The organism is Nocardia sp. NPDC057668, from assembly GCF_042799795.1.
In the GTDB taxonomy this organism is placed as follows: domain Bacteria; phylum Actinomycetota; class Actinomycetes; order Mycobacteriales; family Mycobacteriaceae; genus Nocardia.
The window spans coordinates 414,606-436,546 of record NZ_JBHVIC010000007.1; the positions used below are offsets into that span (position 1 = coordinate 414,606).

Sequence of the window (21,941 nt, forward strand, 5' to 3'; positions counted from 1 at the left end):
TTTCACCGCTGCCGCCGGTGCCCGCTCGGGTCCGGCGGACCGGCGATCAGGACCGGCGCTGGCGCGCGATGTCGGCGAGAATGACACCCGCCGCCACCGAGGCGTTGAGCGACTCGACCGGACCCGCCATGGGAATGCTCAGGATCGCGTCGCAGTTCTCGCGCACGAGGCGGGACAGGCCCTTGCCCTCCGAGCCGACCACGATGACCGTCGGTGCGGTGCCGTCGAACTCGTCCAGGGTGGTGTCGCCGCCGGCGTCCAGGCCGACGATCTGGTACCCCTTGCTTGCCCAATCCTTCAGTGTCCGAGTCAGATTGGTGGCCTGCGCGACGGGCAGCCGGGCCGCCGCGCCCGCGCTGGTGCGCCACGCGACCGCGGTGACGCTGGCGCTGCGGCGCTGCGGGATCACCACGCCCTGACCACCGAACGCGGCCACCGAGCGAATCACCGCGCCCAGGTTGCGCGGGTCGGTGATGTTGTCCAGCGCGACCAGCAGGGCCGGTTCGCCCGAGGCGCGCACCTTCTCGACGAGGTCGTCCGGGTGCGCGTAGCGATACGGCGGCACCTGCAGGGCCAGGCCCTGGTGCATGCCGTTGTGGCTCATCTTGTCGAGATCGGTGCGCGGCAGTTCGAGAATGCTGATGCCGGTGTCCGCCGCGATCTTCACCGCCTCGGTCAGCCGCTCGTCGTTCTCGGTGCCGACCGCGACGTACAGCGCGGTGGCGGGCACCCCGGCCCGCAGGCACTCGACCACGGGATTACGGCCCAGCACGAGCTCGGGGCCCGCGTTGTCCTTGCGGCCCGCGATCGGGCGGCTCGCGTTGCGCGCCCGGGTGTTCGCGGTGGCGTTCTGCGCCTTGGCCGCGGCCCTGGCCCGCTTGGCCGCGGGATGCTTGGTGCGCTCGGCGGCGGGCGGCGTGGCGCCCCTGCCCTCGAGGCCGTGGCTGCGCTTGCCGCCGGAGCCGACGACCTGCCCCTTCTTGCTGCCGCTCTTGCGCACCGCACCGCGTCGCGCCGAATTGCCTGCCATTACTTCGCCTTCCGTATCACGCGGGAAACCCGCATCGGCCGGTCACGGGAGAACCCGCTCTCGGTCGATCATGCGGGAAACCTGCATCCGGTCGGCGCAGCAAACGGCTGCGCCCTGTTCTTCTGGTGCGCCACTGCCTCGTGGCGCGGGGTGCGGCGCGGCGGGAACCGCGCCGGGTGTCGCCTCGAACGAGTTCGAGACCGGTACTGCCGGGAGACCCCGGCCGAATCAACGATCCGCTTTGGTCAGCGCCCATTCGGCACCGCGGGCAGTGTCGGTGACCTCCACGCCCGCCGCCTTGAGCCGATCGCGGACGGCGTCCGCCGCGCCCCAGTCCTTGTCGGCCCGGGCCTGCTGCCGCCGTTCGAGTTCCGCGCCGATGAGCACGTCCAGGGCCGCCAGCGCCGACGAGGAGTCGGCGGGGGCCACCCAGTGGGCGTCGAGCGGATCCACGCCGAGAATGCCGAGCATGGCCCGGACCTGTCCGGCGAGGGTGCGGGCGGTGTCCAGGTCGCCGGCGTCCACGGCCTTGTTGCCCTCGTTCACCACACCGTGAATCTCGGCCAGGGCCTTGGGGACGTTGAGGTCGTCGTTGAGCGCGTCGGCGAAGCCCGGGGTCCAGTCGCCGATCGGCGCGTCCCCGGCCCGCTCGACCACCCGATGGATGAACGCCTCGATCCGGCGGTAGGAGGCCGCCGATTCGGTGAGCGCGTGATCGGAGTACTCGAGCATGGAGCGGTAGTTGGCGCTGCCGAGGTAGTAGCGCAGCTCGACCGGCCGCACGTCCAGGCGGGCGAGCACGTTCGGGATGGACAGCACGTTGCCCAGCGACTTGGACATCTTCTCGCCGCTCATGGTCACCCAGCCGTTGTGCAGCCAGTAGCGGGCGAACCCGTCCCCGGCCGCGCGTGACTGCGCGATCTCGTTCTCATGATGCGGGAAGACCAGATCCATTCCGCCGCAATGGATATCGAATTCCGGTCCGAGGTAGAACTCGGCCATCGCGGAGCATTCGAGGTGCCAGCCCGGGCGGCCCGGGCCCCACGGTGACGGCCAGCTCGGCTCGCCCGGCTTGGCGGCCTTCCACAGCGTGAAGTCGCGCTGGTCCTTCTTGCCCTGGCCCGCGCTCTCGCCCTGGTGCACGTCGTCGAGCCGGTGCCCGGACAGCTTGCCGTACTCGGGGAAGCTCACGACGTCGAAGTAGACGTTGCCCTCGGACGGGTACGCGTGCCCGCGCTCGATGAGCCGTTCCATCATGTCGACCATCTGGGTGATGTGCCCGGTCGCGCGCGGCTCCGCCGACGGCGGCAGCACCCCGAGGGTCTCGTAGGCGCGATCGAAGGCGCGCTCGTGCGTGGCGGCCCATTCCCACCACGGCCGCCCGGCCTCGGCGGCCTTGTGCAGGATCTTGTCGTCGATATCGGTGACATTGCGGATGAAGGCGACGTCGAAACCGTTGGCGGACAACCAGCGTCGCAGCACGTCGAAGGCGACGCCGCTGCGCACATGGCCGATGTGGGGTTCGCCCTGAACGGTCGCGCCGCACAGGTACACCGAGGCGTGGCCGGGGACCAGCGGAGTGAATTCACGCAGGGTCCGCGTCTCGGTGTCGAACAGGCGCAGAGTCACGACAAGGCATCCTAGCTGTTGGGATATGGCGGAAGACGGGCGGATGCGGCTTCGGGCGGCCGCGTGCGATTTCTGAGGCGGGACAGCGGGTCGGGTCAGTCCCGACAACACAGCAGGGCGTTGGCGATGGCCGCCACGCCCTCGCCGCGGCCGGTGAGTCCCAGGCCGTCGGTGGTGGTGCCGGACACCGATACCGGCGCACCCAGAATTTCCCCGAGTACCTGTTGCGCCTCGGCGCGTCGCGGGCCCATCTTCGGCTTGTTCCCGATTACTTGTACAGCGGCATTGACAATCGTCAAGCCCGCTTCATCCAGCAGCCGCCGGACCTCTTTGAGCATGGCCGCACCGGAGACGCCCGCCCATTCGGGTCGGCCGGTGCCGAAGACCGCGCCGACATCGCCGAGCCCGGCCGCGGACAGCAGCGCGTCGCAGAGCGCGTGCGCGGCCACGTCACCGTCGGAATGCCCAGCACAACCGCTGTCGCCGTCGAAAAGCAGACCGGCCATCCAGCAGGGACGGCCGGGTTCGATCGGGTGCACATCGCTGCCGACGCCGACCCTCAGAGAGGTGGGATCGAAGCTCATGGCGCCGGCACCGCCTCTCTGGATTCGTTCGGACCTGGCTCGCGTTGCGCCACCAGTGTATTGGCCAGCACAAGGTCCAGGGGAGTGGTGATTTTGAAGGCCATGGCCGCGCCCGGCACCGTATGCACGACCGCGCCGAGTAATTCGACCAGTCCCGCGTCGTCGGTCGCCTGCACGCCGGTGGCGTGGGCGGCGCGCAACAATTCCGCGTCGAATCCCTGCGGCGTCTGAATCGCGCGCAGGGCCGAACGGTCGGGCGTGCCGGTGACCGCGCCCGCGGCGTCCACGGATTTGATGGTGTCGGTGACCGGCAGTGCCGGAACCACCGCGACCGAACCCGAGCGCAACTGTTCGACCACGCGCGACACGAGGTCGGGCGGGGTGAGGGCGCGGGCGGCGTCGTGCACGAGCACGTGCGTGGCAGCGGGTGCGGCGTCCAGGCCGGCGCGGACCGAATCCGTGCGTTCGGCGCCGCCGGGGACCACCCGCACGGGGATGGGACTGACCGGCAGCAGGGCGCGAGTCTCGTCGAGGAGGTCGGCGGGCACGATCACCACGACCTCGTCGACGGACTCGGATGCGAGCAGGCCATCTATTGCCAGGCGGAGCATGGGAATGCCGCCGACCGGGACGAATGCCTTCGGCCTCGATTCACCGAGGCGTACGCCCTGACCGGCGGCAGGCACCAGCGCGACAACACGGCTCGCGCCGCGTGATGCGTTCACTATCAGGAAGCCGCTGCGAGAACCTCGTCGAGCAGGGTCTCGGCACGGACATCGTCAGTGCCCTCCGCGAGCGCGAGCTCGCCGACGAGAATCTGGCGGGCCTTGGCCAGCATGCGCTTCTCACCGGCGGACAAGCCGCGGTCCTGCTCCCGGCGCCACAGATCGCGAACGACCTCGGCCACCTTGTTCACATCGCCGGAGGCGAGCTTCTCGAGGTTGGCCTTATAGCGGCGAGACCAGTTGGTGGGCTCTTCGGTGTGCGGTGCACGCAGTACCTGAAAGACCTTGTCGAGGCCTTCCTGGCCGACGACGTCGCGGACGCCGACATACTCTGCGTTCTCTGCGGGAACCCGAACGGTCAGGTCGCCTTGCGCGACCTTCAGGACCAGATACTCCTTTTGTACACCCTTGATGGTGCGAGTTTCGATAGCTTCGATCAGCGCCGCTCCGTGGTGGGGGTAAACGACGGTGTCTCCGACCTTAAAAATCATCTGTCCCGTGCCCCTTTCGATGTTCACAGTTTAACATGCGACTCGGTAACGGCGCGATCAACGGCGCAGGTCAGGGCCACAACGAGCCAGCGGCGGGGGTTGACAGAACAGGAATCGTGTGCATCTCGTTGTGGCATAACGGGATAGCGCGCGGCGATGTTCGCAGGCATATGCGGGGGCCCTCTCGGCATACGCGGCGGGCACCCTCGCATAAACGACACTGCCCCCGCGCGAGGCGTCCGATCGCACGCATTACTCTCATTGACTACTACTCTGCATAGTGGAGTGAGCCCGGTCGACATGGAGGACAACCCGTGACTGCCCTGAAAGCCACCACCTTGTCTAAGGCGCGTGCCGTGACAGTTGCTGCACTCGCCGCGGGCGCGGCGCTAGTGCTGACGGGTTGCGGCGCCGGACAGGTGTCGCAGACCGCGGACCAGGTCGCGGCCGTCAACGGCAACGCGGCCGAGGTCGGCAAGATCGCGCTGCGCGACGTGCGCTTCCTGCTCCCGCAGAGCGAGGAGTACCAGAACGCCAAGGGCGGCAAGGCCGTTCTCGCGTTCAGCGCCGCCAACCTCGGCGAATACGAGCCCGACGAGCTCGTCAGCATCACCACCGACATCGGCCAGGTGAAGGTCAACGGCAAGGCCGAGATCAAGCCGCAGGCCACCCTGGTCGCGGACCTGCCGAACAAGTCCGCGGCCAAGGCGGACGACCACGGCGCCGGCGGGCACGACGACTCGCACGCCGCCCCGGCCACCACCGCCGCGGAGAAGACGGCCGATCCGGACGCCGATCCGCTGCTCATCGAGGTCACCGGCCTGACCAAGGACGTCACCCCCGGCCTGACCTACCAGATCACCATGAACTTCAAGCGGAACGGCACCGTCGCGATCAACGTGCCGGTCGACGCCGGCCCGGACCTCGCCCGGCCCGAGCCCGTGAAGCAGGAGGGCGAGAAGAAGTCCGGCGGCCACTGAGCCCCGGCCGCACGCCTCGAACCGCGCCCCGCTCCGATTCCGGAGCGGGGCGCGGTCGTCCGCGGGCCCGGGTGATCCGGGTGCGCCCGGCGGTGATTCGGGGGTGCGCCCGGTGGATTCGGGGTGTGCCCGCCGGTGATTCGGCCGCGCCGATGGCGTGGCCGCGCGGTTCTGTCGGGGTCGATCCGTAGGCTGCGCGCGTGGCCAAGGTGAAATCGCTGTATCGGTGCGCTGCGTGCTCGAACGAGGTCGCCAAGTGGGTGGGGCGGTGCCCGGCGTGCGAGGGCTGGGGCACCATCGAGGAAGTGAACGGCGCGGCCGCCGCGGCCGTGGGGGTGGGGCGGCGGGCCATGCTGCCCAGCACGGCCGCCACGCCGATCTCGGCGATCGATTCCAAGCACACGCAGTCGCGCAGCACGGGCGTGTCCGAGCTGGACCGGGTGCTGGGCGGCGGCATCGTGCCCGGGTCGGTGGTGTTGCTGTCCGGGGAGCCCGGGGTCGGGAAATCGACGCTGCTGCTCGAGGTTTCGCACCGCTGGGCGCGGGCCCGCGACGAGATCGCGCTGTACGTGACGGCCGAGGAATCGGCCGGGCAGGTGCGGCTGCGGGCCGACCGCACGGGCGCGGTGCACGAAAAGGTCTACCTGGCCGCGGAATCCGATCTGGCCACGATTCTCGGGCATGTCGAGCAGGTGCGGCCCACGCTGCTGGTGGTCGACTCGGTGCAGACCATGCTGGCCGCGGACGCGGACGGGGTGATCGGCGGCGTCACCCAGGTGCGCACGGTGACCGCGGCGCTCACCTCGCTGGCCAAGGCCACCGGCATCGCCGTGCTGCTGGTCGGGCACGTCACCAAGGACGGCTCGGTCGCGGGTCCGCGCACGCTCGAGCATCTGGTGGACGTGGTGCTGCACTTCGAGGGCGACAAGCACACCTCGCTGCGCATGGTGCGCGGCATCAAGAATCGTTTCGGCAGCACCGACGAGGTGGGCTGCTTCGAGATGAAAGAGGCCGGAATCGCCTGCGTGGACGACCCTTCCGGGTTGTTCCTGCATCATCGCGGCACCGCGGTGCCCGGTACCGCGGTCACCGTGGCGATGGACGGCAAGCGCCCCATGCTCGGCGAGGTGCAGGGTCTGACGGTCGACACCGCCGTGCCCGCGCCCCGGCGCGCGGTGAGCGGGCTGGACTACAACCGCGTTTCCATGGTCCTGGCGGTCCTGCAGAGCCGCTGCGGGGTCTACGTGGGCAAGCAGGACGTCTACGCGGCCACCGTGGGCGGTATGCGGCTCACCGAGCCCGCGGCCGATCTGGCTGTCGCCCTTGCCATTGCGAGCGCGAGCCAGGACCGGGCGCTGCCCAGCGGGATGGTGGTGCTCGGCGAGGTCGGGCTGGCCGGGGAGGTGCGGCAGGTCACCGGGCTCACCCGGCGGCTGGCCGAGGCCGAGCGGCTCGGGTTCACCGAGGCGCTGGTGCCGCCGGGGGTGGATCGCGGGGGACGCAGCATGACCCTGCGCGAGGTCGCCGATCTCGGTGCGGCGCTGTCCATGTGCGGCTTGCGGCCGCGCCGCCGTGCGGCCGCGCAGGCCTGAGCGCGGACCGCTCCGCTGCCCCGGCGGCGGTGTGGAAATCGCATAACACCCGCGTGGCGCACAGGCGTGTCGGCGTAAGGGGCCTTGACTCCTGTCGGGGACGTATCTCACCGCATCGCAGCCCACATTCGAATGCCGGCGCGATTCGCAATTTCGCGATACCGCGCCGCGTACGTCCGGCTGTGGAGACCTGTGGATCGTTCGGCGCGGGACGATTCGCGGGGATCGCGCCGAATTCCGGCTACCGGCGCGCAGATGATCAAACGACCGTTTCCTGGCCCGCAATTGCGGCCCGGAATCGTTCGGATTCTGCGGGCGAACACAGCCCGACTCATAGCGTTCGGCATACGGTGATATCACGAGTGCATCGACGGATCCGGTGGCCGATTCGAATTGGCGCGCGGAATTCGCCTCGCGCCGATTGTGCAATTCACCGAAAATGGGTGTGGGCGCTCGTTATCCGGCAGCATCGTGCTGAAACTCGTGCGGCACAGCGCGGATTGCGGTGCCTCGGCCCGAACGCGCTGTGCCGCCGGGGAAACGCGCCGCGCATGCCAGGAAACGCGCTGCGCCCCTGCCGGAACGGCGAAGGCCGGAACCGCCTGGCGGTTCCGGCCTTCGAAGCGGGGGTGCTGGGGATCAGGCGATATTGAAGGGCTCCGGTGCGCTGCGCACCGAACCGAGTTGGGCGACAACGGTGTAGGGACCCGCGGGCACCGGTATCCGCTCGCCCGCGCAGCCGGGCTGCGACGACTGCGCGGACCAGGTGACGGTGAAGGCCGCCTGCTGCCCCGGGCTGAGCGTGCGCATGTCCGGGGTGCCCTCCGGATAGCAGTCCGTGCTGGACCACAGCCGGCGCTGGCCGTCGAGCGACTGCACCGACACCAGTTGCAGGCCCGAACCCATGTCGCGTTCGCAGGCGCCGCTGGAGATGTTGGTGATGACGATGCCGAAGACCGGCTGTTCCCCGGCCTTGTAGGTGGGCTGGCCGACATTGACCTTCACGGCCAGCGATTGGTCGGGGCACTGACCCGCGGGCGCGCCGGCGGGTGCGGCGCTGGGAGCCGCGCTCCCGGCGGGTTTGCTCGTCTCGGGCGCGCCCGACGTCGGGCTCGCAGCGCTCTTGCTCGGGGACGCCTGGGCGGTGGTCGTGGCTTCGCCCTCGGCCTGCTTATCGTCGCCACCGCCGCGCACCAGGGCGAACGCCACCCAGATGACCAGCGCGAGAGCGACCACCACGGCACCGATCGCGATCAGGCGACGGCGCCAGTAGATTTCCGGCGGCAGCGGTCCATTCGGTTCCAGCACGCTGACAACGGTAAGGGCACCGTCGGGCGCATCCGGCGCAGGGTCTCGGCGTGTCGGAGCTGAAAAGGGCCGCACCACAGGTAGATTTCCCCGGCTCCGGAACGTCCGTTCGGGCCCGATCTCCGCGAATACCCTTGCCCGCCCGAACTTCCGGCGCACCGACCGTCCCGTTTGCCGCCCCGTCAACCCCCGGCAACCTCCCGGTGCCCGTGTCGACCGATCTGCCCCATTCCGGCCGCCTCTCCCGCCCTGCCGCACCGCCCCGCGCCCGGCCCGCCTCGGGAAGTCCTCGACGTCCTTCGATGCCCGGCCCGCCCGACGGCGGAGACGCATCCCCACCGGCCCGGCCCGATATCGTCTCCCCCTTTCGGCAACGCGCCTCGACAGTCGTCGTCACTCGTGGTGGAAGGTGCCTTCCGGCAACGGCGCGACCGTCGTCTCCGTGCCCGGAGATCCCTCCCCGCAACGGGTCCGGGCCCCGCTGCGTTCGGCAGCGGGGCCCGGGAGATTTCAGCGAGAAGCTAGACGACCTCGCCGATGTTGCCGATGACGCGGTGCAGCTTGATCTGCCCTTCGCCGAGGTTGTAGGTGACGCAGGCGATGGCGCACTCGCCCGCGGCCACGCGCTCGGAGATGATCACCGAGCGCTGCATGAGCAGGCGGGCGGTCTCCTCCACGTGGCGGGCTTCGAGCTCGTCGACCGACTCCAGGCCGTCGCGGCGGCCCAGCAGGATGGACGGGGTGACGCGTTCGACGACGCTGCGGATGAATCCGCCGGGGACGTTGCCGTGATCGAGGGCGTCGATGGTGGCGCGGACCGCGCCGCAGCTGTCGTGGCCGAGCACCACGATGAGTGGCACGTTCAGCACGTGCACGCCGTACTCGATGGATCCCAGGACCGAGGAATCCACGACGTGACCGGCGGTGCGGACGACGAACATGTCGCCGAGGCCCTGGTCGAAGATGATTTCGGCGGCCACGCGGGAGTCACCACAGCCGAAGAGAATCGCTTGGGGCTGCTGACCGGCCACGAGCTTGGCTCGGTCGGCTGCGCCTTGGCTAGGATGCTGCAACGTGCCGTTGACAAAGCGCTCGTTGCCCTCACGCAGGGACTTCCAGGCACTGATCGGGTTGGAATGCGGCATGTGTCCCATTTTGCATACGACATCGGTTACTGGCGAGTCCGCGACGTTACGGTCCGGCAACCGGCCACTGACCGCAGGACCGCCCGGGCGGTGAGCCCGCGGCGCGGATCGGAACGACAGCGGACGGCTGATGACAGTGGACAGTGACGTATTGATCGACTGGTACCGGGACACCGCCCGGGACCTGCCGTGGCGGCGGCCGGGCGTCACGGCCTGGCAGATTCTTATGAGCGAAATCATGCTCCAGCAGACCCCGGTGGTCCGCGTGGAGCCCATCTGGCGCGAGTGGGTGGCGCGCTGGCCGGTGCCCTCGGCCATGGCCGCCGCGCCGCAGGGCGACGTACTGCGCGCGTGGGGCAAACTCGGCTATCCGCGCCGGGCGCTGCGCCTGCACGAGTGCTCGCGGGTGCTCGCCGAGCACCACGGTGACGAGGTGCCCGCGGATGTCGAGGTGTTGCTCGGCCTTCCCGGCATCGGCGCGTACACCGCCCGCGCGGTCGCGTGCTTCGCGTATGGGCAGCGAGTTCCGGTGGTGGACACCAACGTTCGGCGCGTGGTGGCCCGCGCGGTGCACGGCCGCGCCGAGGCGGGCAACCCCGCGGCCCGCGATCTGGGCGAGACCGAGGCGCTGCTGCCGGTGAGCGTGCCCCGCGCGGCGATCTTCTCCGCGGCGATCATGGAGTTGGGTGCGACCGTCTGCACCGCCCGCACCCCCGACTGCGCCCGCTGCCCCCTGCCCGCCTGCGCCTGGGTGGCGGCGGGCCGCCCGCCCTCCGACGTGGTCCGCAAGGTGCAGAAGTTCGAGGGCACCGACCGCCAGGCCCGCGGCCGCCTGCTCGACGTGCTGCGCGACGCGACCGGCCCGGTCGAACAGACCCGCCTGGACCTGGCCTGGACCCGCGATCCCGGCCAGCGCGCCCGCGCGCTGGATTCGCTCCTGGTCGACGGCCTGATCGAGCAGACCGCGGACGGCCTGTTCGCGCTGGCGGGCGAAGGCTGAGCAACCCCGGGGTCACCCGAAAAGCGCTGTGCGGCACGCATTCCTCCCGGGACGGGACGAGGGGGCGTTCGCCCCGGGAGGGATGCGGCGGGCGCGATCTACAGCCCCTCACGCGGTAGATCGCGGGCATGGGTTACCCCGATGGCGAAGATCGAATCCTCGGCGGGGCAGGGCCGCGCGTTCCGGGCGAACCCGGGTTCATGATCGTGAACGCGCGGCGGATCAGGCGGGCACGAGCTCGCGGCGGCGGTTGCGGGTGCGCGAGCCGACGATCCGGCAGATCAGGTAGATCGTGAACGAGATGGTGGTGACGAAGGTCGACACCGGCACGCCGGGGGCCAGCGACAGCAGAATCCCTCCGACGGCAGCGATTTCGGCGAACACCACGGCCAGGACGGTCGCGCGCACCGGACTCGCGGTGAGCTGGCAGGCCGCCGCGGCGGGCGTGATGAGCAGCGCCAGCACCAGCAGCGCGCCCACGATCTGCACGCCGAAGGCCGCGGTGATGCCCAGCAGCACCGCGAACACGATGGACAGCGCGCGCACCGGAACCCCGCGCGCCACCGCCACTTCCGGGTCCGAGCTGGCGAACAGCAGCGGGCGGTAGATCGCGGCCAGCACCACCAGCACCCCGACGGTGCAGGTGGCCAGCAGGGTGAGCCCGTTGTAGCCGACGCTCACCACCTGGCCGGTGAGCAGCGAGAATTTCGAGCCGGCGCGTTCGGGGCCGAGCCACAGGAACAGCACGGACAGGCCGAGGCCGAAGGACAGCACCACCGCGATCACCGAGTCACGTTCGCGCGCACGCGAACCCAGCACGCCGAACAGCACCGCCGCCACCACCGAGCCGGCGATGGCGCCGAGTCCGACGCCCACCCCGGCGAGCAGCGCCGCGGCCGCGCCGGTGAGCGAGAGTTCGCTGGTGCCGTGCACCGCGAAGGACATCTGCCTGCTGATGATGAGCGGGCCGATGGCCCCGGCCAGCAGTCCGAGCAGCGCCGCGGCCAGCACCGCCTGCTGGACGAAGTCGTAGCCGAGCAGGTGTGCGGTGGTGGAGAAGTCGAACATCTTGCCGAAGACGTCGGCGAGTTTGTCGATCACTTGCGGCCCTCCGGACGCTGTTCACCGTGGCAGTGCGCTCCGGCCGCGCCGAGGGCGTCCATGGCGTCGCCGGTGCCGACCACGACCAGTCGCCCGCGCACCCGCAGCACCTCGACCTCGGTGCGGTACAGCTCCGAGAGCACCGCGGTGGTCATGACCTCGTCGGGGGTGCCGATCCGGAATTTGCCGTCGACCAGGTACAGCACCCGATCCACCAGCGGCAGAATGGGATTGATCTCGTGGGTCACGAACAGCACGGCGGTGTCGCTGGTGCGGCGGCGCTTGTCGATGAGTTCGGAGACCAGGCGCTGGTTGGCCAGGTCCAACGACAGCAGCGGTTCGTCGCAGAGCAGCACGCGCGGGTCGCCGGCCAGCGCCTGGGCCACGCGCAGGCGCTGCTGTTCGCCACCGGAGAGGGCGTCGATCGGCGCGTACGCGAACTTCTCCGCGCCCACGGCCGCGATCGCCTGTGCCACTTTGCGTTTGCGCTCGGCTCGCCCGCGCAGCCCCAGGCCCCAGCGGTGCCCGTCCACGCCGAGCCCGACCAGGTCGACCCCGCGCAATTGCGCCCCGGCGTCCATGGTCTTCTGCTGCGGGATGTAGCCGATATCCGAGTTGCCCACGCGGGTGGGCGCTCCCGCGATCTCCGCGCTGCCCGCGGACAGGGGGACCTGCCCGAGCAGCATCTTAAGCAGCGAGGTCTTGCCGGACCCGTTGGGTCCCAGCACCGCGATGAATTCACCGGGCGCGACCTCGAGGTCGAGGCCCTGCCACAGGGTGCGGTCGCCGTACGATAGGCGCGCGTTCGAGAGCCGTACCGCGGGAGTGGTGTCCGGGACTGCGGCGGAACGGGTTTCGGGCAGGGGGGAGCGTTCGGGCGCGGGGGCGGCGCTCGAAGATTGCCGGGTGACCCGTTCGGTGGGCTCGGTCAGCGCGACTCCCTCGGTCGGTGCGGCGGTAGCGGGCATGGGCCGGGACCTAGGCGAGCGCCGCGGCGAGTGCCTCGGCGTTGCCGGTCATCCACCGAATGTAATCCAGGCCCTGCGGCAGGGTTTCGGTCACCTCGACGATGGCGATGCCGTTGGCCTGCGCGGTGGCGCGCATGTCCTTGGTGGTGCTGTCCTCGGTCTGGATGTTGTAGACCAGGGCGCGAACCTGCTTGGCCTTCAGCAGGTCTCGCACCGCGGCGACGTCGGCGGGCGAGGGATCGGTGCCCTGCTCCACCGATTCCTGGAAGGACTTCGGCGTGCGGTCGTCGGCCTTGGCGGCGAGCAGCAGGTAGTAGGCCAGCGGCTCGGTCTGCAGCACCGGCTGGTTCGGGTGTTCGGCGGCGATCTTCGCGGTGATGGCCTCGACGCCCGCGAGCTGTGTGCCGAAGGCGGCGGCGCGGTCGGCGTAGGCCTGCCTGTTGGCCGGGTCGAGTTCGCCGAGGGATTCGGCGATGTGCTCGGCGACGTGCGCCGCGACATGGGCGTCGTACCAGACGTGTTCGTTCGCGCCGTCGTGGTCGTGCGAGTGGCCGTGTTCGTTGCCACTGCCGCTGCCGTTGCTGACGGGAGCCTGGCTCGGCCCGGCCTCGCCGGTGGCGTGCTCGCCCTCCTCGGCGATCTCGACGGCGTTCACGTTGCGCTTGTTCTTGCCGGAGATGGCCTTGTCGATGAACTCGTCGTAGCCGCCGCCGTTGTAGACGATCAGGGCCGCGTCGCTGATCTGGGCGGCCTGGACGGCGGTGACCTCGTACGAGTGCGGGTCGGCGGTGGGGTCGGAGATGAGTGATTCGACCTTGATGTCGGGTCCGGCGACGGCCTGGGCGACGCTGCCCCAGACGTTCGTCGACGCCACGATGGTGAGCGCGCCGGAATCGGTCTTCGAGGTGCCGCAGGCGGTCAGGGTGGCCACGGCGGCCAGTCCGGCGGCCACGACCGCGAATCCTCTGGCATAGCTGTTGCGCACGCGAACCACTCCTGAAGCTGCCTAACAAAAACGAAAACGATTGCCAATAAAATGTAACCCACGAATCCGCGACCCGACGAATTCCGACCGGTAGGTGTGGTGCGCACCACGCACCCGTCGCGCCGGTCCCGCCCTCGCTGCCGCCCTCGTCGCCGTGTTCCGGAGCCGCGTCGTGCGAACCGCGGTTCTACCGCCTCCGCGAGCCGTCGTCGCAGACGACTCCGCTGCCCGTTCCCGAGGCTAGCTCGGCGACAGCGTGCCCCACCCTCACGAGTCCGGCCCCCGCGAACGATCGTTCGCGGGGGCCGGATATCTCTCGGGTCCGATCGGGACCTAGGTGAACGCACCCACCGGATGGCTCAGCAGCTGCGCGCAGCGCAGCAGGCCCAGGTGGCTGTACGCCTGCGGGTGGTTGCCCAGCGAGCGTTCGGCGACCGGGTCGTACTCCTCGGACAGCAGGCCGGTCGGGCCCGCCACGTCCACGAGCTGGGCGAAGAGCGCCTCGGCGTCCTCCCGCTTGCCGATCAGCAGGTAGGCCTCCACCAGCCAGGCCGCGCACAGGTGGAAACCGCCCTCGCCGCCGGGCAGCCCGTCGTCGTGGTGGTACCGGTACACGGTCGAGCCGCTGCGGAGTTCGGCTTCGGTGGCCACCACGGTGGCGGCGAAGCGCGGATCCTGCGGATCGATGAGCCCGCTGAGGCCGATGTGCAGGGTGGCCGCGTCCAGATCGGTGCCCTCGTAGGCGGCGGTGTAGGACTGGACCTCTTCGTTCCAGCCCTCGACCTTCACCTCGTCGGAGATGGTGTCGCGCAGCTTCTCCCACTCCGGGTCGACGGTCCGGCCGAACTGGCGGCCGAGGGTGATCGCCCGGTCGGCGGTGAGCCAGCCCATGACCTTGGAGTAGACGTGATGCCGCGGGTTGCCGCGGATCTCCCAGATGCCGTGGTCGGGTTCGCGCCAGCGCCGCTGTACGGCCGAGACCATGGCGTGCACCAGATCCCAGTCCGCGTCCGGCAGCGCCTTGGCCGGATCGGTGATGCCCTTGCGCTCGCGGGCGGTCGCGAGCTGGGAGATCAGATCCACGATGGGCCCGAACACGTCCAGCTGGACCTGCATGTTCGCCGCGTTGCCGACCCGGACCGGCCGCGATCCGGCGTAGCCGGGCAGCTGGTCGATGACGGCCTCGGGCGGCAGGGTTTCGCCATAGAGGGTGTAGAGCGGGTGCAGCCGCTCGGGCCCGGGCAGCGTCTCGAGGACGCGGTGGGTCCAGGCGAGCAATTCCTCGGCTTCGCCGAGCGAGCCGAGCGATACCAGCGCGGACGCGGTGAGTGAGGCGTCGCGCAGCCAGCAGTAGCGGTAGTCCCAGTTGCGCACGCCGCCGATGTCCTCGGGCAGCGAGGTCGTCGCCGCGGCCATGATGGAGCCGGACGGCGCGTGCACCAGTCCGCGCAGGGTGAGCGCGGACCGCTTCATGAGATCGGGCTTGAGCGGCGGCAGTTCCAGCGTGCTCGCCCAGTCGGCCCAGTACCGCTCGGCGAGCCGCCGGCGATCACTCTCGGGCGTCATGCACGGCGCGAGATCAGAGGTGCCGCACCGCATTTCGAGCACCACCGGACCCTGGCTCGGGTCCACGACCGCGCGTGCGGTGTGGTGGTTGCCGTCGTCGATGATCTCCCATTCCACGCCGGGGGAGCGCAGCACGATCGGATCGTTGGTGCCCTGCACCCGCAGGCCGGACGGATCGCGCACGATGCGCACCGGCACCTGGCCGAATTCCGGTCGGGGAGCGAAGGTTACGACCGCCTTGGCGTCACCGCTGATGACACGGGTCAGGTCGGTGCGCTCGGCCACCACGTCGTGCGGCAGATAATCCACCACCGACAAACTGGACCAACGGGTTTCGACGGTCATGGTGCCGTCGATGTACCGCTGCGAGAGCGGCAGCCCGGTGCGTTCGGGCGCGATGGTGAAGTGGCCCGCGCCGGGTCCGCCGAGCAGGTGCGCGAACACCGCCGCCGAATCCGGTTCCGGATGGCACAGCCAGGTGATGGTGCCGTCCGGGGTGACCAGCGCCTTGGTGCGCGGGCTGGCGAGCATCGTGAGCCGCTCGATGCGGGGCGCGCTGGCGCCGGCGAGCCAGGTGCGCCGCTCCTCCAGCAGGAAGGCCAGCGCCTTGGACACCTCCTCGGTGCTGGCGACCCGGTGCTTTGCCAGCGAGTCGCCCTCGCCGACCTTGATGCCCACGTCGGGCCCGGACAGGCGTTTGAACGCCTTCTCGTCGGTGACGTCGTCACCGATGAAGACCGCCGCGGACGCGCCCTGCTGGTGCCGGACGATGTCCAGCGCCGCGCCCTTGTCGGTTTCGATCACCGCGAGTTCGATGACCTCTTTGCCCTCGGTCGTCTGCACGCCGACCCAGCTGGCCGCACCCTGGCGGACCTGAACCAGTGCGCGACGGCCGATTTCGGGGCTGGCGTTGCGCACGTGCAGTGCGACGCTGGCGGGTTTGATCTCGACCGTGGCGCCCGGGTTGTCCTGGGCGACCTGGGTCAGTGTCGACTGCACTTCCTGCAGTAGCTGTTTGGCGTCGTTGTCGATGGCGTGCACGAAGCCGACGTCGAATTCGGATCCGTGGCTGCCGATGAGTTGCACCTCGACGGGCAATCGGGACAGTGCTGCGAGATCTCGCAGCGCGCGGCCGGAGATGACGGCCGCGGTGGTACCGGTGAGTCCGGAGAGCGCGCGCAGCGCGTTCACGGACTCCCTATGGGGATAGGCCTTCGTGGGGTCGGAGACGATGGGCGCGATCGTCCCGTCGTAGTCCGAAGCGACGAGCAGCCGTGGCACGCGGGCGACAGCCGCCAACGCACGGCGCAGTTCCAGTGGCAAATCCTGTGCGCTCACGCATCCAACCTATTGATCGGAGGAGTTTCTTCAGGGCGAGCGTGACTCTACTGGGTGTTGATTGCCCGCTCGTTTTGACGGTGATACATAGCGTTTACAAGACGCTTGCGCACCGTTCATTCGATGTCCGATTTCCGCTCGTGCGCCCCGGCTTTCGTGGCTGTGACCAGTCACGTTCCGGAACGACGAAGGAGGGCCGACCCTACCCCGCGGGGTGGGTGACCCTCCTGTCATACGTGCGAAAGCCCGGGTTGCGTTCGCCCCGGGGTGATCTCGCTTACTTCTTGTCGCCGATGAGCAGATCGACGGTCAGCTCGAGGCGTTCGGTGACATCGGTGGCCGAGGCCCGCCGCGTCAGCCAGGCAACCAGATTCGAGAGCCACACGTCGCTGATGACGCGGGCGATGGCGAGCTGGCGATCATCGGGCGTCTCGTCGGACAGCGCGCGGGCGAAGAAGCGGTCCATCACCTTGCCGACGCGATCGACCTCCGCCGCCGCGGAGGCGTCGGCGAACATGAACGCTCGCGTCATGGCCTCGGTCAGCAGTGGATCGCGCTGCATGGCGCGGGTGATCTGGTGCAGCATCAGGTGCATGCGCTCGCGCGGGTCGTTGCCCGGCAGCGGCTTGCGCCGGCCCTCCAGCTGCTCGAACTCGCGGGCGAGGGCGGAGACCAGCAGGTGCACCTTGGACGGGAAGTACCGGTACAGGGTGCCCACGGCGACGTCGGCGCGCTCGGCGACCGCGCGCATCTGGACCGCGTCGTAGCCGCCCTTGGAGGCCAGCGCGAGTGTGGCGTCGAGGATGCGTTTGCGCCGGTCACGCTGGGCGGCGGAACTCAGATCCTCCTCGCTCAGCGTGGTGGCGGGCGCGGTGCGCGCGGCGGCAACCCCGTCGGCAGCCTGCGATCGGGAGGGACTGGCCATCGGTTGAGAGTCCTTTCCTGCACGAATCGTTCGGTGCACTCACCCAGCGTCGGCTGGCTACGAGTTCGTACCAGCCGGGCGGCGCTTGACTTACGCCCGGCTCGAACATTAGAACATGTTCTAGGAGTGGAAGTCACCCCAGAAAGGCGGTATGGAGTGTGACCATAGCCACCACTGACGAGCATAAAGCCGTTCAGGAGTCCATGCGCGGATGGGCGGCGTCGGTGCGCCCAATTGCAACAATGCGTTCCGGTGGGCCCGACTATTGGCGCGAATACTGGTCGCGTCTGGCCGATCTCGGAATTTTCCGGGTCGCGGTGCCGGAGGAAGCCGGGGGCGCCGGTTGTTCGGTCGGCGATCTCGCTGTCCTGGTGGAGCAGGCGGCGCACGATCTGGTCGGCGGACCGGTACTCACCACGGCGCTCGCCGGCCTCGTTGCCGGGGAGATGCTCGACGAGAATACGCCGTGCGGTGTCGCCCTCGGGGGCGAAATCGCGATATCGGCGGGTGAATCGGGCCTCACCCTGACGGGGGTCTGGGATTCGGTGCCCGGCGCGGCCCCCGGAACCGCCGTTCTGGTCCCCGTGCGTGATGGCGACCGTGCGCTCTGGTGTCTGGTCGACGCCGGAACCGCCGGGCTGACCATCGAGCCGCTGGACACCATCGACCGCAGCGTGCCGCTCGCCCGCGTCGAATGCGCGAATGTTGCTGTGGCGCCGGATCACATCTTCGAGCCCGCCAACTCGGTCCTGGACATCGCCGCCACGCTGGCCGCCGCTGAGGCCGCCGGAATTGCCGGCTGGTGTCTGGAGACCGCGACCGAATACGCCAAGGTGCGTGAACAATTCGGTCGAAAGATCGGCGAATTCCAAGCGGTGAAACACATTTGCGCGTGGATGCTGTGCCGCGCCGAACAAATTCGCGCCGTGGCGGCCGACGCCGCTGCCGCCGTCGATAGTGGAAGCGCCGAACTGCAGTTGTCCGCGGCCGTCGCACTGGCGATCGCATTGGACGCCGCGGTCGAAACCGCCAAGGACTGCATTCAGGTCCTGGGTGGAATCGGTTTCACCTGGGAACACGACGCCCACCTGTATTTGCGCCGGGCCACCGCGACGCGGCAGTTGCTGGGCGGTTCCGCGCACTGGCGGGCACGGGTCACCGAGCTCACCGTCGCGGGTGTGCGCCGCACCGTCGGACTGGACCTGACCGCCGATGGCGATGCGGGCGAACCCAATTGGGACGCCGTGGGTTCCAGCGCCGAGGAGGCCGCGGTACTGGCCGGTGAACTGGCCAAGATCGCGGCGCTGTCCGGCGGCGAGCAGCGCAACGCGCTCGCCGAGGCCGGTCTGCTGGCCTCGCACTGGCCCGCGCCGTACGGCCGGGGCGCGGGCCCGATCCAGCGCACCTGGCTCGACGACCAGATTCGCAAGGCGGGCATCGAACTGCCGGAACTGGCCATCGCGAACTGGGCCATTCCCACACTGCTGCAGTGGGGTTCGCCCGAGCAGATCGAGCGCTACGCGCTGCCCACGCTCACCGGCGAGGTCATCTGGTGCCAGCTGTTCTCCGAACCGGGCGCCGGTTCGGACCTGGCGGCGCTGCGCACGGTCGCCGAGCGGGTCGAGGGTGGCTGGACGCTGCGCGGCCAGAAGGTCTGGACCTCGCTGGCGCACGAGGCCACCTGGGGCATCTGCCTGGCGCGCACCGATGCGAGCGCGCCCAAGCATCGCGGCATCAGCTACTTCCTGGTGGACATGAAGAGCGCCGGTATCGACATCCGGCCGCTGATCGAGATCACCGGCGAGGCGCGCTTCAACGAGGTCTTCCTGGACGACGTGTTCGTTCCGGACGACTGTTTGGTCGGGGAGCTGGGCAACGGGTGGAAGATCGCCCGTTCCACGCTCTCGGCCGAACGGGTCGCCATGGGCGGCAAGGGAATCGGCGCGGAGCTGGAGGCGTTGATCGCCGCCGCCCCGAAGTCCGGTCCCGGCGCCGAATTGGTGGCCGACCGACTCGGCGGCCTGGTCGCCGAATCGATAGCTGGAACGTTGCTAGATGCGCGCGCAGCGCAGAAGCTGCTGTCCGGCGGAGACCCGGGTCCGCAGAGCAGCGTACGCAAACTGGTCGGTGTCCGACACCGTCAGGCGGTCGCCGAATTTGCCGTTGAAGTGGCTGGCGCGGCGGGTGCCCTGGAAACCGATGTGGTGAAAGAATTCCTGCTCACGCGCTGTTTGTCCATCGCGGGCGGTACCGAGCAGATTCTTTTGACCGTCGCCGGTGAACGAATTCTCGGGCTGCCGCGCGAGTCGCACGGCTAGTCCACACCTCAACGGGAGCATTGCATTGGACTTCACCAGGGACGAGAGCCAGGACGCTGTCGCCGAGGTTGTCGTAAGTTTGCTAGAACGTGAAAGCGCGCGTGATATCGCCCTCTGGCCGGTGTTCGCGGGCAGTGGTCTGCTGGCCGTTCCGCTACCGGAGCGCTTCGGCGGCGACGAGATGGGCCTGCTCGAGGTGTCGGCCATGCTCACCGAGCTCGCCACCGACGCGGTCCAGATTCCGGCCCTGAGCACGCTGGCCTTCGGCGTGCTGCCGCTGCTGGCCGCCGGTATCCCGGATGCCTTGGCGGAGAAGGTGTTTCCGGCCGTGGCCGAGGGAGCGGTGCTGACCGCCGCGCTGCACGAGGCGGGCGCGCCGTTCACCGAGAAGCCGGAGACCACCGCGGTGTCCGAGGGCGCAACGGTGCGCATCACCGGAACCAAGGTCGCGGTGCCCTACGCGGGCACCGCGCGCTGGATCCTGGTGCCCACAGACTCCGGGCTCGCCGTCGTGGACGGCGAGGCGGCGGGCATCGTCAAGACCGCGGGGCCGACTTCCGATGGGGTGCCCGAGTTCTCGGTGCGCTTCGAGGGCGTGTCGATTCCGGCCGAGCAGCTGCTGCCCGGCGGTATCGCCGATCTGCACCGGCTGGCCGTGGCGGGCATCGGCGCGGTCGCGGACGGCCTGCTCAAGGGCGTCCTCGCCCTGACCGCGGAGCACGTGCGCACCCGCGAGCAGTTCGGCCGCCCGCTGGCCGAGTTCCAGGCCGTCGCGCAGCAGATCGCCGACGTGTACGTGGTCTCGCGTACGCTGCACGCGGCCGCGGCCTCCGCCAATTGGGCACTGGCGCAGGACGAGACCGGCGCTGAACACCGCGAGCGCACCGACGACGATCTCGACGTGCTCGCCTACACGGTGGCCTCGGAGCTGCCGGCGGCCATGCAGAAGTGTCATCACCTGCACGGTGGCCTGGGCGTCGATATCACCCATCCGCTGCACCGCTACTACTCACAGGCCAAGGACATCGCGCGCTGGCTGGGCGGCGAATCGTTCCGGCTGGACCGTTTGGGAGCCAGATGTTCATCGAACTGACCGCCGAACAGCGCGGTTTGCGGGACGAATTGCGTTCGTACTTCACCAGTCTCGTCACTCCCGAAGAGGAGGCCGAGATGCTGGTGAACCGGCACGGCGATGCCTATCGCGCCGTCGTCAAGCGCATGGGCGCGGACGGCAAGCTGGGCGTCGGCTGGCCGAAGGAGTTCGGCGGGCAGGGTTTCGGCCCGCTCGAGCAGCAGATCTTCTACAACGAGGCGGTGCGCGCCGACGTGCCCGTCCCGCTGGTGACGCTGCTGACCGTCGGCCCGGCCCTGCAGACCTACGGCTCCGAGGAACAGAAGAAGAAGTTCCTGCCCGGTATCCTCACCGGTGACGTGCATTTCGCGATCGGCTACTCCGAGCCGGACGCGGGCACCGACCTTGCGGCGCTGCGCACCAGCGCGGTCAAGGACGCCAACGGCGACTGGATCGTCAACGGGCAGAAGATCTTCACCACCGGCGCGCACGAGGCCGACTTCGTCTGGCTGGCCGTGCGCACCGGCACGGTGGAATCGCGGCACCGCGGCATCACGATCCTGATCGTGGACACCAAGGATCCGGGGTACTCCTGGACCCCGATCATCACCGCGGACGGCGCGCACCACACCAACGCCACCTACTTCGACAATGTGCGCGTTCCCGCGAACATGATCGTCGGGCAGGAGAACGGCGGCTGGAAGCTCATCACCACCCAGCTCAACCACGAGCGGGTGGGCCTGGGCCCGTCCGGCAAGATCGAGCAGCTCTACGAGCGCACGCGCGACTGGGCGCAGGCCAACGGCGTGCTCGGGGAGACCGATGTGCGGCGCTCGCTGGGCCGCCTGCACGCGATGGTGCGGCTGAACGAACTGCTGAACTGGCAGGTGTCCTCCAATATGGAGCGCCCGGACGCCGATCCGGCCGATGTCATCGCCGACGCCTCCGCGACCAAGGTGTTCTCCACCGAGGCGCTGCAGGAGGCCGGGCGCCTCGCCGAGGAGATCGTGGGCCGCTACGGCGACCCGGCCGAACCGGCCACCGCCGAGCTGCTGGTGTGGCTGGACCGCCGCACCAAGCAGAACCTGGTGGTGACCTTCGGCGGCGGCGTCAACGAGGTGATGCGTGAGCTGATCGCCCAGATGGGCCTGCGGTTGCCGCGGGTGCCGCGCTAGTTCGCGAAG

General features: G+C 69.6%; 18 protein-coding genes. 6 read left to right on the forward strand and 12 right to left on the reverse strand.

All coding sequences use genetic code 11. The features are described 5' to 3' along the window. Positions 1–46: 46 nt before the first annotated feature. The 5 genes from rlmB to carD form a co-directional block, all read right to left on the reverse strand. Positions 47–1,030, reverse strand: coding sequence for a 23S rRNA (guanosine(2251)-2'-O)-methyltransferase RlmB (gene rlmB / locus ACFVBH_RS35215; RefSeq protein WP_354988214.1), 984 nt, complete (start codon positions 1,028–1,030; stop codon positions 47–49). 228 nt (positions 1,031–1,258) lie between these two features. After that, positions 1,259–2,659 carry a cysteine--tRNA ligase gene (cysS, locus tag ACFVBH_RS35220; protein ID WP_354988213.1) on the reverse strand — a complete coding sequence of 467 codons (1,401 nt, stop codon included), beginning with the start codon at positions 2,657–2,659 and terminating at the stop codon, positions 1,259–1,261. 95 nt (positions 2,660–2,754) lie between these two features. Next, positions 2,755–3,222: a 2-C-methyl-D-erythritol 2,4-cyclodiphosphate synthase gene (gene ispF / locus ACFVBH_RS35225; protein WP_354988265.1), complete on the reverse strand. Its 468-nt coding sequence runs from the start codon at positions 3,220–3,222 to the stop codon at positions 2,755–2,757. Between the two features lie 17 nt (positions 3,223–3,239). Continuing rightward, complete coding sequence (gene ispD / locus ACFVBH_RS35230; RefSeq protein WP_379008450.1) at positions 3,240–3,968, reverse strand: 2-C-methyl-D-erythritol 4-phosphate cytidylyltransferase; 729 nt, start codon at positions 3,966–3,968, stop codon at positions 3,240–3,242. Positions 3,969–3,970: 2 nt separating this feature from the next. Next, a complete protein-coding gene (gene carD / locus ACFVBH_RS35235; RefSeq protein WP_067569016.1) occupies positions 3,971–4,459 on the reverse strand; it encodes an RNA polymerase-binding transcription factor CarD in 489 nt (162 codons plus the stop codon). Between the two features lie 356 nt (positions 4,460–4,815). On the opposite strand from carD, the gene ACFVBH_RS35240 reads away from it, so the two are divergent. Both ACFVBH_RS35240 and radA read left to right on the forward strand, forming a co-directional pair. Next, a complete protein-coding gene (locus ACFVBH_RS35240; RefSeq protein WP_354988211.1) occupies positions 4,816–5,439 on the forward strand; it encodes a hypothetical protein in 624 nt (207 codons plus the stop codon). 200 nt (positions 5,440–5,639) lie between these two features. Further along, positions 5,640–7,031, forward strand: a complete 1,392-nt coding sequence (gene radA, locus ACFVBH_RS35245) for a DNA repair protein RadA (RefSeq protein ID WP_379008455.1) — start codon at positions 5,640–5,642, stop codon at positions 7,029–7,031. Positions 7,032–7,670: 639 nt separating this feature from the next. Here the strand turns inward: radA and ACFVBH_RS35250 are convergent. Next, a complete protein-coding gene (locus ACFVBH_RS35250) occupies positions 7,671–8,339 on the reverse strand; it encodes a hypothetical protein (protein ID WP_354991674.1) in 669 nt (222 codons plus the stop codon). 521 nt (positions 8,340–8,860) lie between these two features. Further along, positions 8,861–9,484 carry a carbonic anhydrase gene (locus tag ACFVBH_RS35255; RefSeq protein ID WP_354991673.1) on the reverse strand — a complete coding sequence of 208 codons (624 nt, stop codon included), beginning with the start codon at positions 9,482–9,484 and terminating at the stop codon, positions 8,861–8,863. Positions 9,485–9,614: 130 nt separating this feature from the next. On the opposite strand from ACFVBH_RS35255, the gene ACFVBH_RS35260 reads away from it, so the two are divergent. Beyond that, complete coding sequence (locus tag ACFVBH_RS35260; protein ID WP_354991672.1) at positions 9,615–10,484, forward strand: A/G-specific adenine glycosylase; 870 nt, start codon at positions 9,615–9,617, stop codon at positions 10,482–10,484. A gap of 222 nt (positions 10,485–10,706) precedes the next feature. Here the strand turns inward: ACFVBH_RS35260 and ACFVBH_RS35265 are convergent, their stop codons facing one another. The 5 genes from ACFVBH_RS35265 to kstR all read right to left on the reverse strand — a co-directional run bounded on the left by ACFVBH_RS35265 (position 10,707) and on the right by kstR (position 17,367). Continuing rightward, positions 10,707–11,585: a metal ABC transporter permease gene (locus ACFVBH_RS35265; protein WP_354991671.1), complete on the reverse strand. Its 879-nt coding sequence runs from the start codon at positions 11,583–11,585 to the stop codon at positions 10,707–10,709. Then, complete coding sequence (locus ACFVBH_RS35270; protein WP_379008461.1) at positions 11,582–12,553, reverse strand: metal ABC transporter ATP-binding protein; 972 nt, start codon at positions 12,551–12,553, stop codon at positions 11,582–11,584. The genes ACFVBH_RS35265 and ACFVBH_RS35270 overlap by 4 nt, the downstream gene beginning before the upstream one ends. A 10-nt stretch (positions 12,554–12,563) precedes the next feature. Next, entirely contained in the window at positions 12,564–13,538 is a 975-nt protein-coding gene (locus ACFVBH_RS35275) for a metal ABC transporter solute-binding protein, Zn/Mn family (protein WP_379008464.1), read from the reverse strand. Between the two features lie 333 nt (positions 13,539–13,871). Further along, positions 13,872–16,442 carry a trehalose-phosphatase gene (gene otsB, locus ACFVBH_RS35280; RefSeq protein ID WP_354989754.1) on the reverse strand — a complete coding sequence of 857 codons (2,571 nt, stop codon included), beginning with the start codon at positions 16,440–16,442 and terminating at the stop codon, positions 13,872–13,874. 277 nt (positions 16,443–16,719) lie between these two features. Further along, positions 16,720–17,367 carry a cholesterol catabolism transcriptional regulator KstR gene (kstR, locus tag ACFVBH_RS35285; protein ID WP_354989753.1) on the reverse strand — a complete coding sequence of 216 codons (648 nt, stop codon included), beginning with the start codon at positions 17,365–17,367 and terminating at the stop codon, positions 16,720–16,722. Positions 17,368–17,525: 158 nt separating this feature from the next. Between kstR and ACFVBH_RS35290 the strand changes: the two genes are divergently transcribed. From ACFVBH_RS35290 to ACFVBH_RS35300, 3 genes are read left to right on the forward strand one after another with little or no spacing between them, the layout of a single operon-like run. Beyond that, the gene (locus ACFVBH_RS35290; protein WP_354989752.1) at positions 17,526–19,685 is read left to right on the forward strand and encodes an acyl-CoA dehydrogenase; all 2,160 of its coding nucleotides are present in this window, start codon (positions 17,526–17,528) and stop codon (positions 19,683–19,685) included. Positions 19,686–19,710: 25 nt separating this feature from the next. Then, positions 19,711–20,778: an acyl-CoA dehydrogenase family protein gene (locus ACFVBH_RS35295; protein WP_354989751.1), complete on the forward strand. Its 1,068-nt coding sequence runs from the start codon at positions 19,711–19,713 to the stop codon at positions 20,776–20,778. After that, on the forward strand, positions 20,763–21,932 hold the full coding sequence (locus ACFVBH_RS35300) for an acyl-CoA dehydrogenase family protein (RefSeq protein WP_354989750.1): 1,170 nt from the start codon (positions 20,763–20,765) through the stop codon (positions 21,930–21,932). The genes ACFVBH_RS35295 and ACFVBH_RS35300 overlap by 16 nt, the downstream gene beginning before the upstream one ends. Positions 21,933–21,941: the final 9 nt, after the last annotated feature.